Origin of the sequence: Hominilimicola fabiformis (assembly GCF_020687385.1) — a bacterium.
GTDB lineage: Bacteria > Bacillota > Clostridia > UBA1381 > UBA1381 > Hominilimicola > Hominilimicola fabiformis.
This window is the reverse complement of sequence record NZ_JAJEQM010000010.1, coordinates 38,239-55,506: the sequence shown is the minus strand read 5'-3', so window position 1 is coordinate 55,506 and position 17,268 is coordinate 38,239. Positions and strand designations below refer to the sequence as shown.

The 17,268-nt window shown below is 36.3% G+C and carries 28 protein-coding genes; all 28 read left to right on the top strand.

Features of this window, described 5'->3' with window-relative positions; all coding sequences use genetic code 11:
• Nucleotides 1-13 precede the first annotated feature (13 nt).
• The 28 genes from LKE05_RS08255 (at nucleotide 14) to LKE05_RS08120 (ending at nucleotide 17,266) form a co-directional block, all read left to right on the top strand.
• Nucleotides 14-211, top strand: a complete 198-nt coding sequence (locus LKE05_RS08255; protein ID WP_308456508.1) for a hypothetical protein — start codon at nucleotides 14-16, stop codon at nucleotides 209-211.
• An 81-nt stretch (nucleotides 212-292) separates the two neighbouring features.
• Complete coding sequence (locus LKE05_RS08250; RefSeq protein WP_308456507.1) at nucleotides 293-1,264, top strand: tyrosine-type recombinase/integrase; 972 nt, start codon at nucleotides 293-295, stop codon at nucleotides 1,262-1,264.
• A gap of 68 nt (nucleotides 1,265-1,332) precedes the next feature.
• Nucleotides 1,333-1,482: a hypothetical protein gene (locus tag LKE05_RS08245; protein WP_308456506.1), complete on the top strand. Its 150-nt coding sequence runs from the start codon at nucleotides 1,333-1,335 to the stop codon at nucleotides 1,480-1,482.
• Nucleotides 1,483-1,499: 17 nt separating this feature from the next.
• Nucleotides 1,500-1,757 carry a hypothetical protein gene (locus LKE05_RS08240; RefSeq protein ID WP_308456505.1) on the top strand — a complete coding sequence of 86 codons (258 nt, stop codon included), beginning with the start codon at nucleotides 1,500-1,502 and terminating at the stop codon, nucleotides 1,755-1,757.
• Nucleotides 1,758-1,780: 23 nt separating this feature from the next.
• A complete protein-coding gene (locus tag LKE05_RS08235) occupies nucleotides 1,781-2,251 on the top strand; it encodes a YopX family phage-derived protein (RefSeq protein ID WP_308456504.1) in 471 nt (156 codons plus the stop codon).
• A 2-nt stretch (nucleotides 2,252-2,253) separates the two neighbouring features.
• Nucleotides 2,254-2,763, top strand: coding sequence for a hypothetical protein (locus LKE05_RS08230; RefSeq protein ID WP_118445940.1), 510 nt, complete (start codon nucleotides 2,254-2,256; stop codon nucleotides 2,761-2,763).
• Between the two features lie 9 nt (nucleotides 2,764-2,772).
• Nucleotides 2,773-3,186, top strand: a complete 414-nt coding sequence (locus LKE05_RS08225) for a hypothetical protein (protein ID WP_118445939.1) — start codon at nucleotides 2,773-2,775, stop codon at nucleotides 3,184-3,186.
• A 31-nt stretch (nucleotides 3,187-3,217) separates the two neighbouring features.
• Nucleotides 3,218-3,370, top strand: a complete 153-nt coding sequence (locus LKE05_RS08220) for a hypothetical protein (protein ID WP_022228958.1) — start codon at nucleotides 3,218-3,220, stop codon at nucleotides 3,368-3,370.
• A gap of 22 nt (nucleotides 3,371-3,392) precedes the next feature.
• A complete protein-coding gene (locus tag LKE05_RS08215; RefSeq protein ID WP_308456503.1) occupies nucleotides 3,393-3,830 on the top strand; it encodes a hypothetical protein in 438 nt (145 codons plus the stop codon).
• 93 nt (nucleotides 3,831-3,923) lie between these two features.
• Entirely contained in the window at nucleotides 3,924-4,457 is a 534-nt protein-coding gene (locus tag LKE05_RS08210; protein ID WP_147514343.1) for a hypothetical protein, read from the top strand.
• 82 nt (nucleotides 4,458-4,539) lie between these two features.
• Nucleotides 4,540-4,662, top strand: a complete 123-nt coding sequence (locus tag LKE05_RS08205) for a hypothetical protein (RefSeq protein ID WP_308456502.1) — start codon at nucleotides 4,540-4,542, stop codon at nucleotides 4,660-4,662.
• Between the two features lie 41 nt (nucleotides 4,663-4,703).
• Nucleotides 4,704-5,204: a hypothetical protein gene (locus LKE05_RS08200; RefSeq protein ID WP_308456501.1), complete on the top strand. Its 501-nt coding sequence runs from the start codon at nucleotides 4,704-4,706 to the stop codon at nucleotides 5,202-5,204.
• Between the two features lie 63 nt (nucleotides 5,205-5,267).
• Nucleotides 5,268-5,840: a hypothetical protein gene (locus LKE05_RS08195; RefSeq protein ID WP_147514341.1), complete on the top strand. Its 573-nt coding sequence runs from the start codon at nucleotides 5,268-5,270 to the stop codon at nucleotides 5,838-5,840.
• 182 nt (nucleotides 5,841-6,022) lie between these two features.
• Complete coding sequence (locus LKE05_RS08190) at nucleotides 6,023-6,505, top strand: ParB N-terminal domain-containing protein (protein WP_147514340.1); 483 nt, start codon at nucleotides 6,023-6,025, stop codon at nucleotides 6,503-6,505.
• The gene (locus LKE05_RS08185) at nucleotides 6,502-7,260 is read left to right on the top strand and encodes a hypothetical protein (protein ID WP_118445935.1); all 759 of its coding nucleotides are present in this window, start codon (nucleotides 6,502-6,504) and stop codon (nucleotides 7,258-7,260) included. The genes LKE05_RS08190 and LKE05_RS08185 overlap by 4 nt, the downstream gene beginning before the upstream one ends.
• A gap of 2 nt (nucleotides 7,261-7,262) precedes the next feature.
• A complete protein-coding gene (locus tag LKE05_RS08180) occupies nucleotides 7,263-7,880 on the top strand; it encodes a queuosine precursor transporter (RefSeq protein WP_118445934.1) in 618 nt (205 codons plus the stop codon).
• 27 nt (nucleotides 7,881-7,907) lie between these two features.
• The gene (locus LKE05_RS08175) at nucleotides 7,908-8,624 is read left to right on the top strand and encodes a transposase (RefSeq protein WP_308456500.1); all 717 of its coding nucleotides are present in this window, start codon (nucleotides 7,908-7,910) and stop codon (nucleotides 8,622-8,624) included.
• Complete coding sequence (locus LKE05_RS08170) at nucleotides 8,614-10,077, top strand: DEAD/DEAH box helicase family protein (protein ID WP_308456499.1); 1,464 nt, start codon at nucleotides 8,614-8,616, stop codon at nucleotides 10,075-10,077. The genes LKE05_RS08175 and LKE05_RS08170 overlap by 11 nt, the downstream gene beginning before the upstream one ends.
• Before the next feature lie 7 nt (nucleotides 10,078-10,084).
• Nucleotides 10,085-11,380 carry a phage portal protein family protein gene (locus tag LKE05_RS08165; protein ID WP_308456498.1) on the top strand — a complete coding sequence of 432 codons (1,296 nt, stop codon included), beginning with the start codon at nucleotides 10,085-10,087 and terminating at the stop codon, nucleotides 11,378-11,380.
• Nucleotides 11,381-11,389: 9 nt separating this feature from the next.
• The gene (locus LKE05_RS08160) at nucleotides 11,390-12,931 is read left to right on the top strand and encodes a phage minor head protein (RefSeq protein ID WP_308456497.1); all 1,542 of its coding nucleotides are present in this window, start codon (nucleotides 11,390-11,392) and stop codon (nucleotides 12,929-12,931) included.
• Entirely contained in the window at nucleotides 12,928-13,158 is a 231-nt protein-coding gene (locus tag LKE05_RS08155; RefSeq protein ID WP_022229602.1) for a hypothetical protein, read from the top strand. Before LKE05_RS08160 ends, LKE05_RS08155 begins: the two co-directional genes overlap by 4 nt.
• Nucleotides 13,159-13,245: 87 nt before the next feature.
• Nucleotides 13,246-13,467, top strand: coding sequence for a hypothetical protein (locus LKE05_RS08150; RefSeq protein WP_118445929.1), 222 nt, complete (start codon nucleotides 13,246-13,248; stop codon nucleotides 13,465-13,467).
• Between the two features lie 33 nt (nucleotides 13,468-13,500).
• Nucleotides 13,501-13,965, top strand: coding sequence for an XkdF-like putative serine protease domain-containing protein (locus LKE05_RS08145; protein ID WP_308456496.1), 465 nt, complete (start codon nucleotides 13,501-13,503; stop codon nucleotides 13,963-13,965).
• Entirely contained in the window at nucleotides 13,955-15,004 is a 1,050-nt protein-coding gene (locus LKE05_RS08140) for a hypothetical protein (protein WP_022229175.1), read from the top strand. Before LKE05_RS08145 ends, LKE05_RS08140 begins: the two co-directional genes overlap by 11 nt.
• Nucleotides 15,005-15,009: 5 nt before the next feature.
• Entirely contained in the window at nucleotides 15,010-15,414 is a 405-nt protein-coding gene (locus LKE05_RS08135; RefSeq protein ID WP_308456495.1) for a hypothetical protein, read from the top strand.
• Nucleotides 15,414-16,436 carry a hypothetical protein gene (locus tag LKE05_RS08130; RefSeq protein WP_308456494.1) on the top strand — a complete coding sequence of 341 codons (1,023 nt, stop codon included), beginning with the start codon at nucleotides 15,414-15,416 and terminating at the stop codon, nucleotides 16,434-16,436. The genes LKE05_RS08135 and LKE05_RS08130 overlap by 1 nt, the downstream gene beginning before the upstream one ends.
• 21 nt (nucleotides 16,437-16,457) lie before the next feature.
• The gene (locus LKE05_RS08125) at nucleotides 16,458-16,868 is read left to right on the top strand and encodes a hypothetical protein (protein ID WP_118445925.1); all 411 of its coding nucleotides are present in this window, start codon (nucleotides 16,458-16,460) and stop codon (nucleotides 16,866-16,868) included.
• Nucleotides 16,868-17,266 (top strand): hypothetical protein, encoded by a 399-nt coding sequence (locus tag LKE05_RS08120; RefSeq protein ID WP_022230551.1) that lies wholly within the window; start codon nucleotides 16,868-16,870, stop codon nucleotides 17,264-17,266. Before LKE05_RS08125 ends, LKE05_RS08120 begins: the two co-directional genes overlap by 1 nt.
• The last annotated feature ends 2 nt before the right edge of the window (nucleotides 17,267-17,268 follow it).

Below are 17,268 nucleotides of genomic sequence, written 5' to 3'. Positions count from 1 at the left end.
AGGAGGAATTTTAATGAATAATTTGATGAAAGAAGTCGGAGAACTTCAAAATAACTATCAGAAATTGAGAGATGAGAGAAGAATGACAAAAAAGGCTATATGTGATTTAGTAATTCCATTTCGTGATAAATATAATCTTACAGATTTACAGGCATTGCAGATTGCAAGAAATGAACTTTCAATGTCGGAAATAGCTGAATTGTTAAATTAAGATTGAATAGGTGGGCAAGTTATGAAAAATAACAAATTAAAACCGTGTCCGTTCTAAGTATATAAAAAGGTGAGTGAGGATATGAATGAAGCGGAAATATTAAATAAAATAATGCAGGCATTGCCGCAGGGTTCACAAGGCGGCATAGTTATAAATATCATTAATACGTCAAATCCGCAGAATAATATTTCACAATCAAATATTATATTAAACAATGATATAAATGTGGCGGAAATCGAGCGCCTAAAAAACAAAGATATGCCCGATTTTGAGGAATATTTAGCAAAACAAAGGAGGTCACATAATACAGTATATTCCTATGTATTCTCCGTGAGTGATTTTTTCTCTCGCTGTGACTGTTTGGACGACAGTAATATTGAAAAATGGATACAGATATTAAAAAAAGAGAAGAAATCATCTAAAACAATAAATTTACGTTTGTGCGGAGTGATGGCATTTGCCAAATTCAAAGGGATAAAACTGAATGTGAATAAATTGCCCGTTCAAAAGAAGTCGTTTGTTGATAATGTGATAACGACAGACGAGTATTACAAATTATTGAGTTGTCTGAAATCGGACAACAAGATGAAAGGGTATTGGATGATCCGCTTTTTGGGACAAACGGGCGCACGAGTCAGTGAATTTGTGCGGTTCGAGAAAAAAACTTTAGAGGACGGATACATTGATTTAGACACCAAGTGTCATAGCCGGCGCATCTTAGTGCCAGACAAGCTAATTAAGGAAAGCAAGGAATATTTTGCAGGTGTGCAAGGACGGTGGTTGTTTCCTGGACAAAAAAAGGGGCAGCATATTACTGCAGGGGGCGTTAATTCACTATTAAAGGATTTTGCTAAAAAATATGATATACGCGAAGAAGTAATGCATCCGCATTCATTTCGACACTTCTTCGCAATACAATCCCTTAATAACGGCGTGGATATGTCGTTATTAAAAGATTTATTGGGACATGGCAGTATTGATACTACGCAAATATATACCCAACTGTCCTCGACAGAACAGAAAAAACGATTTAATGCGGCTGTTAAATGGTAGGGTTGTAGAGAGTACGGAACAATACGAACAACTGTAAGCAGTATATTACAAGGAAAGGTGAGAGAAATATGACGGTACAAGAATTATATGACAAATTAGAACAGTTAATCCGTGATGGTTACGAAGATTATCATGTTATTATTTCAAACGAATTTGACGAACAGATTTTATATGATGTTGATGTTCGTGAAGAGGACGATGAAATACTATTGTATTAAAAAGAGAGGGACGCAAAATGAAAGTAAATATTTGTGATATATGCGATAAAATAATAGGTCATAAACAGGGTGTAACGCTGAAAGCGTCAGACCATACGTTGACAAGGATAATAGATAATCATGTAATATCCAACATGAAACGCAAATACAAGGTGCATATTTGTGATGATTGCATAGAGGCAATCGAGGAGTATTGCAAAGCGGCAAAAGCCGAAAGCAATACAAAAGAAGTACAGACGAAAATTAAGGGATATACGAAGCAAATTAAAGATTGATTGCAAGTATTAGGAGGTACATAATGCGAGAAATACTATTCAGGGGAAAAAGCACTGAAACAAATCAATGGATTTACGGTGGTTTTCATATATGGGAAAAGCGACAAACATGTTTTGGCGATGATAAGCTGAAAGATGATGAAATATCATACGTAATAACAGTAAATTCGTTTGCGGATTGGAATATGCCGCGAACAATGCAAGCCGTTGAGGTTATAGCCGATACAGTCGGTCAATATACAGGTTTGGCAGATGTAAACGGTCAAAAAATATTTGAAGGCGATATTGTAAAATCGCAAAATTATAGATTTGTAGTAAGGTTCGGTAAATGCGGTAGTAATAAATTTGTTAATTATAATAACGGCTATATAGGTTTTTATCTTGAACCAGACGGGAAAACAAATGCTCACGGATTGCGTAATGATATATGTTATTTTGGTAATCTTTCTGTTATAGGCAACATATATGATAATCCCGAATTATTGGAGGAATAAAAATGAACAGAAAGGAAATAACAAGATTCTTAAGTGAGTTACTTGTCAAAAAAAGATTATCTGGCATGGGTAAATACTATGCGAGTGAGGTCACTATGGATTGGTACATTGGCAAAATAACACATACAATGCGACGTGTTGATTTTATACAGTTTGTACCTAAAAATCAAACTGTAAGTGGTATAGAACATGGCGATTTTTATTTCTATGAGGTAAAAAGCTGCAAAGAAGATTATAATAGCGGAAACGGTTTGACTTTTGAGGGTGATAAAAATTATATTATCACTACGGCAGAAACATACAAGAAAATTATCAAAGATGTAGACTATGATGTCGGTGTACTTATAGCGTGTCCGGTGCTAAGAGAAATTAAAGATGAAATTGAAAATCCTACGCAAATAGACGGTAATATAGATGATTGGATACTCAAGACTGCGAAAAACGCACATAGTAAAAATCGTGAGCGACCATTGTCACAACTTCTATTTTTTATGCTGCGTTCGGGAAAGTGAGGAATAAAAATGATTATAAAATTACCGATGGGTGTAACTATGGATACAAGTAATGTACCAAATAATTTTGGTGTAATTATTCGTGACAGCTTTAGAAAATTTACTGATGGAACTAAAGAAGAATACCGATATGAAGATAAGCTAAGGTTTATAGATTGTTGTGTTGCATATATGAGTCGTTCAAAAGACGCAGACGAAGCTGTACAAGATATAATACTTAGCGAAACAAAAAGACGAATGAGCGAAGACGGAGAATTTCCGAATAAAAGTGATTTTGAGAGCCTTGAATTTATGAGTATTTGCTACGAAATAGGACAAAAAAGTGCAAAATTATGCTCAAATGAATATGGGTGTGATAAGCATGATAATGAGGCTGCGTTGAAGTTACTTGCAAGCATTGTAAAGATTGTTATCAATTTTTGAGGAATGATGAATAAAACGGAGGAATAAAACGATGACAGTATCAGAATTATTAAAATGTTTAAAGGCATTAGAAGAAGACGGCAAGGGCTATTATAAGGTGTTATTTAAAGGATGTGATTGGTTTGCGGAAATACATATCACTCATCTTGACATACCTGCAGAGGAACTTATATTGAAACTGTAGAAAGAGAGGAAAAATAAATTAAATGGTTGAGTGGGAAAAAGTTAAAAAGTTAATGGATTGTTTCCCGGGAAGTATTATAAATCACAATGGCGAATTTATCGCAATGGTAAAAGAAAACGAGTATTTTATACTTGAAAGTTGCAAAGATGAGCGTGAAATAAAATGCAAAGTTTTAGCGTGGTTTTCAAGAGGCACTCATAAAACACAACATTATAATTCAAAAAAGAAAAATAATGAATACCATCAATTTATGATTGACGGAATAAACAGGTATCTCGGAACAAACTTTGATTTTCAAGATATGGACATTATTTATACAGAACTCGGTAATGACTGTAATAGACCGCTATGCGAAAAGTTTATTGACAGTGGATATGATATGAATATTTTGACTTCTAAATTAAAAGAACAACAAAAATTTGCAGAGTCTATTACAAAGAAAATTGAATATAAAGTGTAATTTAATTTTGGAAAATGCTTTTTGCACTAAAAATTTAATTAAAATAGATGTTAAAGTTTATTTTATGTACAACAAACAAACGGAGGACTAACAATGCAAGTTAAAATAAAGACAAACGGTAAAACCGTTCAAGTTGAAATGTCGGAAAAACAGCTGAAAGAGTTGGGATTGACCGAGGAACGAAGCCGAACAGGCTATGAGAGAGTTGATGAAGACGACAGCTATTTTGTTGATGATACAATCAATGACGGACACGAAGTGATAGGAGGCGGAGGAACACTGGTAAATGACCTATATTACAACAATGGTAATTACTATAATGATGAAACCATTGTTGAAAACAACGCAAGAGCAGATAAACTGTTTCGTTGTTTAAGACAATGGCAGGCTTTGCACGACCAACCTATTACTGTGGAAGATTGGGGGGAAGAAACTGAAGAAGATAAATTTTCATTCTTCTACGATTATACGTTAGAACGTATTTTAATAAGCTACGATAGGTCAAGTAGATATCCAAATGTTATATATTTTTCATCACCTGAAAAGGCTTACAAGGCTATCAAACAGTTTGAAGGTGAATTAAAGTGGTATTTCACTGAATATATGCAACGTCTTGATGAGGTGTAAAATGATAAAATTATTAGCAATACTCGTCACAGTTATAATAATTGTGATAGACATTAACAGAATGTGAGGTGGGTAGCAACCAATGAAGAATAAAGTGGCCGAACGTGCGAAGAAAAAAAGACGTGCGTTAAAAGAGGCTGAACGACGTAAAGAACAAGAAAATTTACTGAAAAAATTTAATGAGATTGCAAAAAACACGGTGTGAATAATGTAAAATACAACAAACAAACATTGTGGCAAACATTTATGAAAGTCGATAAAGAAATGGTTAAATTAAGCATTGTATATAGCGTTATGGCAGTTGCATATTGTTTAAGAAAAACATTCGGTTGGGGAAAAATTAAGATATACAGATATGCTGTGGATATGAACAGATATATTACTTCTGTCGGCAAGCAAGACAGAGATATTCCGGCATTAAATGATGAATTGAAAACAGAAGCAGGAATTGACTGTACCAAAATTTTTGAGGGTTATAAGCCGTATATGCTAAAAAAGGTAAGTCTTCAAAAATCGTCAGAAGCAGAGGCTATGTTTGAAAAAATTAAGTACATATTACCTATGGTTATATATCCGTTGTATTCAAGAGAGGGGTGGAAACAAAAACGAATGAACCGCTTGGGACAAGCTTTAAAGGAAACTTTAATTGATATTTTAGAAAGTGATGAAATCGATAATATCAAAAGGACCATGTATGAGGAGTGCGGTCTTAAATTCTATGATGATGGAACGGTAGACCCTAATTAAAAATGCTATTCATAGAGAGCCTTCGAACTCCCACAACCAACACAGGAATCGGAGGTATAAAAAATGCAGGCAGACGAAAAAAGAATTATAACTGATGAAGAATTAACCGAAATAGTGAAAGTAGCTGCTAAAGCAGGGGCTGACGCAGCTATGGAACACTTTAAGGCAGAAAAACTTAAAGAAAAACGCAACCGAAAGGATAGGAGATTACATAATACAAAACTCTTGATACGTCATTACAGAACGTTTAAAGAATATGTGAATAATGCAGTGTTTGAAAGCGAAGAATCAAATGAAGATGCACTTGGTGCCATTGAAGAATTAATGTGGGAGCCAAGAGTGACGTCTGACATGATTGTAGAGTCAATCAAACGAAGTGCAGCCAGAACGCAGATTATCATAAATCATATAGACGGAATGATTAACGTGTATCAAGATATGTGTCAAAAGTCAAACAGTGAAATGAAAATACGTCGTAGCAAGGTGCTTTATGATATGTATATATCTGATACAGTTTATTCAAAGGAACAGATTGCAGAAATATATTTCATTGATAAACGGACAGTGTATAAGGATATAGACGCTGCCTGCAAAGAATTAAGTGTATTGCTATTCGGAATTGACAGTATTAATTAGGGCACAAACAGGGCATTGACGTGGCTATATGGATATGATAAAATAGTATTAGTAAAATTCTAAAATAATTAAAAAAGTCCATTTATTCAATTTGCGAATAAATGGACTTTTTTTATTGTCGGAAAGGAGAATTAGAAATGTATGCTCCCTCCTAACACATTTATAAAATTAGGAGGATGTATATGGAAAGTACGATAGTTATGCGCAGTGTCAGTGCATTAAAATGTTATGAAAACAATCCAAGACACAATGAAAATGCGGTTGAAAAAGTGGCAGAATCAATTAAAGAGTTCGGTTTTTTAGTGCCAATAGTAATTGATACGAATGACATGATTATAGCGGGAGAAACCCGTTTAAAAGCGTCTAAACTGTTACAACTTGACAAAGTACCATGTATTATAGCAGATAAACTCACAGATGAGCAAATAAAAGCATTTCGATTGATTGAAAATAAAACATCTGAATTTGCAACATGGGATTTTGAAAAGCTGCAGGAAGAACTAAAGGCTATTGACATAGACATTGGACTGTATAATTTCCCAGAATTAGATGATGTAGAATTAAATGTTTCCGATGATGATTTTTTAAAGGATACGGAAATAGTGAGGGAACATCATAATAAGACAACAACGTGCCCTAAATGCGGCGAGGTGTTTGAAATATGAGAGTATTTCTTGCGTCCACCGGGTCGGGTATGTCAAAGGAATTAAGGGATAAGACGGTTAAAATATGTCGGCCGAGATATATACTTGAAACATTTTTCAATGGTGAAAAATCATGTCTTGAGGCTATGAGCATTGTAGGAAATGATAATTTTTTACTTGATAGCGGAGCGTTTTCATATATGAACGGTGCAAAGGTGACATTGTCGCAAATGGATAGTTATATTGACAAATATATAAAATTCATAATCAATTATAAAATCAAACATTATTTTGAAATCGATGTTGATAATATTTTTGGTCTTGATCGCGTTGAGTTTTGGCGGAACAAGATGGAGAGCGCAATAGGTTATCAATGTATTCCTGTGTGGCATAAAGGCAGGGGCGTTGAATACTGGAAACGGATGTGCAAAAAATACTCATATATAGCGATAGGCGGATTAGTATTCCATGTAAAGAAGCAGGAATATGAATTGATACGACGATTGGTTGAATATGCGTATTATTGTGGTGTAAAGGTACATGGCTTAGGTTTCACGAAAACACGAGAATTGAAAAATTACAAGTTTTACAGTGTAGACAGCGCAAGCTGGGTAGTGTCGGCCACAAGAGGACAACAAATACACTTTTTCAAAAATGGGTATATGAAAACTCGGCAGTTAGAGAAAAAAGGGCATAAAGTAGATTTGCCGAAGTTGGTAGCTCATAATATGATAGAGTGGACAAAATTTCAAAAATATATGGATGGAGTGAATTGATTATGAAAAAGAATACATTTAATTTAACACTATTAACAGGAATATTTTGCTTAGGGCTTATAACGTCCAACTTATTCGGTGGTAAGCTTATAAGCGTCTTAGGATTAACCGTTGCGGGTGCGATAGTAACATATCCACTCACATTCTTGACAACTGATATTATCGGTGAAATATGGGGAAAGAAAGAGGCGAACGATTGCGTTAAAGTAGGTATAATTGTTCAAATCGGCTTTTTGATATTAGGGTATTTATCATTGAAAATACCGACATTATCGCAAACAACTCATTTGCAAGAGTGTTTGACAGCAGTATTAAATCAAGGAACAAGAATGACGTTCGCAAGCCTTGGAGCATTTGCAGTAAGTCAGACAATGGATGTTATTTCATTTCATTGGTTAAAGAATAAGACGAACGGAAAGTATAAATGGTTAAGAAACAATGCAAGTACAATGAGCAGTCAACTTATAGATACTGTTATCTTCATAGCTATAGCTTTTTACGGTGTAGTTGATAATATAATACTTATGATATTTGCTCAATACTTAATTAAATTGATTTTAGCGGCATTAGATACGCCGTTTTTTTATTTCTTCACAAGACGAAGAAAATGCAAAAATTAAGGAACGAATTATAGGGAGGTGTCTAAGGTGGCACGAGTGCCTAATGAAAAAGCAGCGAAAGCAGAGGCTATGTATCATGACGGTATGAAACTCGTGGATATAGCAAGAAAACTTGACGTGCCGCCGGGTACTGTCCGAAGATGGAAAAGTACATACCATTGGGATGGAAATTCTAAAAAAAAACAAAACGAGCGTTCGGATAATAAAAGCGAACGTTCGGATAAATCAGAAACACGTCATAGAGGTGGTCAGATAGGTAATAACAATGCATTGAAAAATGCAACCTATGCCAGTGAATATTGGAAGAATATCAGTGATGAAGAACGTGCAATGATGGCAGATATGCCGACAGATGAAGAATTTATGTTAATTGAAACATTGAAATTGGCTACTTTGCGAGAGCGGCGTTATATGGCATTATTGGCACGATATAATGAATTGTTGAAAAATTCGCCTGATGGAATGATTTTGAAAGAAGATATACGGGTGTTGACTAAAGAAAGTAACGCATTCGGAAAATGTGTCAGTAGCAAACAACATCAAACGGTTACGGCACAACAAACAAAGGTTGATGCAGTAGAACAAATGCAAATAATAGAATCCGAATTGACTCGGGTGCAAAAGTTGAAAATCAAAACACTTGAATCATTGGCTAAAATTCGAGCAGGAAAGGCAACGGACGGTGACAGTGAATTAATAGATGATTGGATAAAAGCAGTAGAGGGGTGTGAGGATGATGACTAAAACGCTTGAGATATTTCAAAAGCGTATTCCTCTTTACAGGAAAAACATAAAATTGTTTGCATGGGAAATGTTCAAATTCATACCGGACAAATGGCAAGATGATGTGTTTTGCGATATAGTTACCGATAATCGTATTACCGTAAAATCGGGGCAGGGTGTGGGAAAGACAGCAATAACGGCAATAATCCTATTGTGGTTTTTGAGTTGCTTTTCATACCCGAGAATAGTTGCAACGGCTCCGACCAAACAACAACTGAATGATGTATTGTGGTCCGAAGTTGCAAAATGGCAAGAAAAAAGCCCTGTGCTGAAAAAAATATTGAAATGGACCAAGACATATGTTTATATGAAAGGTCACGATAAGCGGTGGTTTGCGGTGGCGAAAACGGCAACAAAACCCGAAAATATGCAAGGTTTTCACGAAGATAATATGTTGTTCATAGTAGACGAGGCTTCAGGTGTTGCGGACACCATTATGGAAGCTATACTTGGTACATTGTCAGGTGAAAATAACAAGTTATTGATGTTAGGAAATCCGACAAAGACTTCTGGCGTGTTTTATGACAGCCACACGGTAGACAGAGCATTATATAAATGTCATACGGTCAATTCCGAGAATGTGGCGAGGGTAAATAAAAAAAATATAGAAAACCTGAAAAAGAAATACGGCAAGGACAGCAATGTTGTTCGTGTTCGTGTATATGGTGAATTCCCGACACAAGAAGATGATGTATTTATACCGCTCTCTATAATTGAACAGTGCAGCAGTAAGTTGTATGAACTTCCCGACAACAATAAATTACCCTATATTATATTAGGTGTAGATATAGCTCGTTTCGGAAATGACGAAACTATTATATATCGTAATGCGCAAGGAAGATTAAAAATCATGGCCGAGCGTAAAGGTCAAGATTTGATGGCGACTGCTGGTGACGTTATAAGAATATATAAAAAAACAATCAATGAATTTCCCGAATACAGAGGGAAAATATATGTCAACATTGATGATACGGGCTTAGGCGGCGGCGTGACGGATAGATTAAAAGAAGTCAAAAAGGAACAACAGCTATATAGATTAGCCGTTGTTCCTATTAATGCTGCTGAAAAAATTGAAACTGATACAAAGGCAGGTAAAGAGGCGGCAGAGTATTATAATGACCTTACAACACATATGTGGGCGTGCCTGAAAGAATTAATCGAACATAAAGAAATTGAAGTGGAAGATGACGCTGATACAGTAGCACAGCTTTCAACACGAAAATATAGAATAGCTTCAAACGGAAAGATTGAGATTGAGGGCAAAGACGAAATGAAAAAGCGTGGATTAAAATCACCCGACAGAGGAGATGCCGCCGCATTATCGGTATATCTTGGAAAGATAAAGAAATACACAGGCAGTATGCCAAATATCAGTGACGGTCTGAAAAAAGAAAGCGAATGGATGATGAGGTGACTGAAATATGGGTTACATGAAAGAATTTGGTCGTGCAGGTCAAAAGCGTACAGGCGGAATTTTTTACGAGGAATTCTTACCGGAACTGCAAGGAAAAAAGGGTATAGAAACATATCGTGAAATGGCTGACAATGATGATGTAGTTGGAGCTATTTTATTTGCGGTTGATATGCTAATACGAGGTTGTTCATGGGACACTCAACCGGGCGGCAATACTCCAGCGGATGAGGAAGCGGCTGATTTTGTGTGGCAATGTATGAATGATATGACTGAAACGTGGATTGACACAATATCAGAAATATTGTCTATGTTGACATACGGATGGAGTGCTCACGAAATTGTATATAAGCGTCGAATGGGACGTAAAAAAGATATTCGTCTGAACAGTAAATATAATGACGGTCGAATAGGGTGGCAGAAGTTACCGATACGTTCACAGGAAACTTTGTACAGATGGGAATATGATGATAATGATAATCTGTTGGGATTAACGCAAATGCCACCGCCGAAGTTTGATTTAATCACAATTCCTGCAAATAAATTATTGCTATTCCGTACGAAAAGCAGTAAAGGAAACCCCGAAGGACGCAGTATATTGCGTAATTCGTACCGCTCTTGGTACTTTAAAAAGCGAATACAAGAAATTGAGGGTATAGGAATTGAACGTGATTTGGCAGGTTTACCTGTAATGACCGCGCCTGAAGGTGTTGATATATGGGATAATGATGATAAAAACATGGTCAGTGCAAGACGTGAAGCGGAACGATATGTTAAAAGTATACGTCGCGATTCATTGGAGGGAGTTGTAAAGCTTGAAGGCTGGAAGCTGGAATTACTTACAAGCGGCGGAAAGCGTAATTTTGATACAAACGCTATTATTGAAAGATATGATACACGAATTGCAATGACGGTCTTAGCTGATTTTATAATGTTGGGACATCAGAGTACAGGAACATATAATCTCGGCAGTGATAAGTCACAGATGTTTTCTGTGGCAATAGGTGCGTATCTTGATATGATAGCGGAAGTGTTTAACAACAAAGCTATCCCCGATTTAATAGATATGAATGGTGATACATTTAAAGATATTACGGATTATCCAAAGATAATACATGGCGAAATTGAAAATAGAAATATAAGTGAACTTGGTGACTTTATTCAGAAAGTTTCAAGTGCAGGGTTTATTTCGCCCGATGAACAACTTGAAGATTATCTTCGTGACGCCGCAAAGCTGCCGGAACGTGCAGATTACTCCGGTAATGGCGGAACATCACCCGAAAAGAGCGAATTCAAAGAGGAATAATATAAATATATGTTTACATTCAGAAAAGCAAGGAGAATATTTGAAAAAATACGCAAACCCGATAGAAGTAAAAAAGGTGAAAATGCGCTACAACGTATTCGTAATATGTTGAATAAATACGAAACTCCGATAACATTGGCATTATTATTTTTATGGGATGACTATAACATAGATGAAGAAACAGCAGATGAAGTCATGAGCGGTAATGAGAGCGTAGAAGATGTACATGCACCGTTTGATTCCAATCTGCGTGATTTTGAAAATGAAACATTGACACCAACCTTAGAGCATATTGGCGAAGAAAGATTTGAAACCGCATATGAAGATAATAAAGACTTGATAAGTATCAATACCGAAATATCAGATGATGATAACGAAAATAATGAAGATAGTCAGTTTGATTATTCTGCATTTTACACCAAATGGTGTGATGAAAGAGCGGGTAATCTTATTGCAAATATCAATGATACACAGAGAGAAAATGTTAAAAGCATTATAAATACTGCATTACAACAAGGTGATACACCGTATTTTGCCGCCCGTAGAATAAAAGATACGGTAGGATTAACAGAGCGACAGCTTAATCAGAATACCCGCTATTATGAAAATATGCGGAATACTCTGCGTGAGAATAATCCTAAATTAACTGATTATGAAATTAACAGCAGAGCTGCAAAGGCGGCAAGACGGATGGCAGACAAACAACGGACCAAACGGGCAAAAGATATAGCACGAACTGAAATTGTTACAGCACATAATCAGGCAACCAGAGCGTACATACAATGGGCGATAGAACATAGATATATGCAGAATGTATATAGACGTTGGGTAACATCAAACAATGACAATGTTTGCCCGATTTGCGTTGCATTGAACGGACAGGCAGTACCATTTGATAAACCATATAATGTACCGTCCGATATTAAATATAACGGTCCTGAGATAATGGCACCGCCGGTACATACAAATTGTTGTTGTGGCGAAGAATTTTTCACAGGTGACAATAATAAAATACCGAGTGTTCCAAACAAATGGGACAGTATGAGCGAGGCGGAAAAGAAAGCATGTGTTAATTATTATGCCGATAAATCGCAATATGCAGAATATAAAAAACAGCTTGGGACTGAAAATGTCCCTAAAACTCTTGAAGATTTCCAAAAATTAAAGTATAATAATAAAGAGGAATGGGACAAATTAAAGGCTGCATATAGAGTTACAAAGTCTGAACGAAGTGGCTATAAATATTCGACTGATGGAACATTTATAGCAACCAACCATAGAAAAGGTGGCTCTGTTCCAAGACAATTAAAGCCATATGCAGTGTTAGATTTAGAAAAATCGGATGGACATATAGAACGTACAATATATGACAAAGACGGATATATGGTAAAACAAATTCATCCTACGGATCACGGCAATCCAAAACAACATCCATATGGTAAAAACGGAGAACATATTCATACATACAAGTGGAAAGACGGAACTTTGGAAGAACGAAGAACTCGAGACATAACGGATTCAGAAAGAAAGGTCAATGGTGATATTTTATGAAATTAAATTCAGAAGAAATAAAAAATTTAATATTATCGCTTGTACAAGATGTGGTATTCGAATATGACAATAAGACTTGTTGTATCAATCCATGGAGTAGGACTAAATTTGAAGTGGGTTATAATGACATTGTGAAGATATATTCGGATATAGATGATTTAATGAATGATACCATTTTTGATGGACGTTCATTAAGTGATATAGCGGATGAAATTGAAATTGAATAATGTTTAAAAATGAAATTTATAAATTAACACGTTGGTTTTAAATCAGCGTGTTTTTTTGTTGCACAAAAATAAAGGAGGTAAAGAATTATGGGACTAAATGCTAAGAATTTAAAAGTTTCTATAACACCAGAAATGATACCTACAATGCACGAAGATAAGAATGAATTCTATTCAGGTGCGAGAATTAAACTAAATGAAATTGATTTAACTAATATTGTATCAGAGTATGAAATTCGTAAAGAATTAGGAGAATTAGCATACTTGGTTTTAAAGATTCCTTTGTTTAATGAACCTACAATAAATACATAATATTTTCAAGTAAATTTTAGGAGGCTGATTAAATTGAAAAGTTTTAATGATTACATCATTCACAAGGCAAGGGATGAACCTGAAAAGGTAGTAAAGGCACGTTTCAATGTACAGAAATCATATGAAGAACAACGATTGGTATTTGGTTGGGCGAATGTATCGGCTCGTGCCAACGGCGAAAAAATCACCGATTGGCAGGAAGATATTATTGATATTGACGAACTTGAAAAAGCAGTTTATCGTTATGTTGAGTTTTATGGTGACGGTGGCGAACTTCATGAACGTGGCGGTGTAGCCACAATGATTGAAAGCATGGTGTTCACAAAAGAAAAACTCAAAGCATTAGGTTTGCCTGAAGATGCATTAGCTGACGGTTGGTGGATAGGTTTTCATGTGACGGATGAAAGCGTGTGGAAAAAAGTTAAAGATGGTACATACTCAATGTTCAGTATTGAGGGTGAGGCTATCAGAGAGGAGGTAGAGGGTAATGCCAAATAAGTTAAAAAATTTGAATATTACAAAGGTTGATTTAGTGCCGGAGGGTGCCAATCCTGACGCATTTGTTACAATGTACAAGTCTAAAACTCCTATAAGAAAGAGCGGTGAGGCTGAAAGTTTTGCTGCAAAATTAAAGGATATTAAATTGGACGATGTAGTTAGGCAAATATGGCAATACACAGAATCGCTAAGTAGTAGTCTTATTTCAATTCTTAGAGATGATAACGTTACAGATAAAAAATCTGCAATGGATAAAAGTCTTGAAGAATTTTACGGTGCCGCTACACTTTCAACAGAAAAATGGAGCGGCGGCAGTGTAAGTGACTATGTTGCGACAGGTTCGGAAGAACCACAAACAGCCACGATTGTGAAGGCATTAAAGGCAGAAACACTCGGTATATTAAAAAGTAATAATGAAGGAGCTGATAATGATATGAAAATTGAAGATATTGATAAGGATAAGCTAACTGATGAAGAAAAGAAGCAGTTGGAGGCTATCGTTAATAAGGCTGGTATAACGAAGCCTGAAGATGATGACAATGGCAAAAATGACAATAAAGACGACAAGGACGTTAAGAAGATTAAGGATGAACCGATAAATCATGATCCAGAAGATATTTATAAGGGACTTCATCCGGCGGTTGCGGCCGAACTTAAAAGCTTAAGAAAGGCTCGTGACGAGTCGGAAGAAAGAGAAATTACAGCTATTGCGAAAAAGTACGAAGTTATAGGCAAAAAGTCTGAAGAACTCGTACCTACACTAAAAAGCTTGAAAGCCGCAGGCGGTACAGCATATCAAGACATGATTGGTGTGTTGGATATGGCGGTTGAGGCGGTAGAGAAGTCGGGCGCATTCACCGAAATCGGCAAGAGCGGTCATTCTGATGTATCCGGTTCTACTGCCATTGCCAAAGCTCGTGCTATTGCCGATGAGATTAAGAAATCAAATCCAACAATGAGTGACACAGAGGCTATGGCAAAAACGTGGGAAACACACCCCGAACTTATGGAAGACTATGATAATGAGATTGGAGGTTGATATTAATGGCAAAGCAATATATTACAAACGGAATTAATACATCAACTACCCGTGTCAGTGTTGCGGCTGAAGATATGGAAAACGTCGCTGGTAAAGCTGTTAAGTTGAACAGTGACGGACTATTGGAAATTTGTAATACCAAAGGGGAAATGCCTATCGGTATTGTTACTATTGACAATGAGGCGGACGTTTCAAAAGGCGATAATGTTACATATCAAATATTTGCTGTCGGTATTGCGGCTATAAGTGCCACAGTAACAGCAGGAACAGAATTAACACCTGGTTCGGACGGTACATTGGTTGCCGCTGAGGCAGGTGATTTTGTGTGTGCAATAGCAATGAATGATTGCAACGCAAACGCAATGGGAACAGTCAAAAGAGTTGACTATTATAAAAAGGAGGCTAAATAATGGGTACAGAAGTTTTTGATAGAATAAGAAAGGGTAAAACACCTATCAATGTTCCGCTTACGAATATCAGTACGGCATATTTTCAAAGTAAGAGTGGCGGTGCAACATCATTTTTTCCTGAAATACCAGTAACGCTTTCGAGAGCAGCATATTATAAATTTTCAAAAGAAGATTTGTTAAGAGATAATGTTCGTCCTAAGCCTATTCTTGGTAAAGTAGATCCTACCGTTTTCAGTTACGATACTGATGATTATAAGTGTACGCCTGACCAAATTATTGTAGGTTATGATAACATTATTCAATCAGATATAGAGCGTATGGGAGCAAAAGGAATAATGAATTTTCGTCAAAACAAGTCGAAAGTTATCGCTGAACAGATATTTATTCACCAAAATAAAACATTTGCACAACAATATTTTAAAAAGGGCGTATGGGGTACTGATTTAACAGGTGGTACATCGGCAAGTTCAAGTTCTACTGATTTTGTATCATTTGATAATGATAATTCAAGTCCGATTAAGTTTATTGGAGATTGCATTACAGAAATCAAAAGGACAACGGGTAGAAAACCTAATAAACTTGGATTGGGTCAGCGTGTATTTGACGCACTAATTAATCACCCTGACGTAATGAATCGTGTTATTTACGGCGGTAACACAGCCTCACCTGCAATGGTTACAACAAAATCATTGGCTGCTATTTTGGGTGTAGACGAGGTTGTTGTATTTGACGCTATATGGAATAGTGCAAATCTTGGCGAAGAAGAAAATACAGGCTTTATTTGTGATGAAAACGCAATGCTTTTGGCATATGCAACATCTACGCCAATGATTGATGAGCCAACTGCCGGATATACATTCCGTTGGGATATGGGTACAGGAAATGTTCTTCCTATCATTGAATGGGAGGGCGATGAGGGAACATATTCTCATTACATCGGCGGTATGATTGCGCAAGATATGGAAATCGTGTGCAAGGACTTAGGTTTCTATTTCCAAAATGCCGTTACTCCTAAAAATTGATTTAAGGGGTGTGACTAATATATGAGATACACAGCACTTAAATCTTGCCGTATTGGCGGTAAAAACTATAACAAAGGTGATATAATTCAGCCTGATGAATTGTCCGCATATGAGGGGTTAAAGCTGGTTAGATACGGTATCCTATGCGAGTTACCTATTAATGCAGAGGAAATGGTTGAACCGATACAATTTGTTGTATCGATACCGATTTTATCACAAGACGGAAAAAGCATTAATTGTACTGCGGACGATGTAACAGAAATTTTCCGTGTACTTCAAATGTCGGCCACAGATGCGGCGGAATATATAAAGAATATTAACAGTGATTCTGTATGTGACGTATTAGGCGCAGTTGATACGAGAAAAACCGTTTTAGCGGCAATTTCAAAGCATACAACAGAGCAGGAAGAAGATAGTGGCGGTGATGAGTAATGCCGAGATACTCATATAATCCCAATGCAATTACGGAAAACGGAGTTGACCGATTGAGGTTTGAACTGGGAGATACAACATTCAATCCAGCAGAGTTGACAGCGGCTTTGTCGGATGAGGAGTATCAAGCGGTTTTGGATATGAACAGACATTGGAAACGTGCTAAATTAGCAGCGTTGGAAGCTATTCTAATGAAGTTTGCACACTCTTGCACTACAAAAATAGGTCCTGTGTCGTATGATTTTTCAAGTAGAGTAGAGGTATGGAAAGACCTCTATAACCGATTGAAGAATGAAGCAAGTATTTCTGTTCCGCCCGTATCGGGAAATGATTACGGACAGGTAAGACCACCGTATTTTTATGAGGATATGCACAGTAACAGCAGAAAGGGCGAGTAATT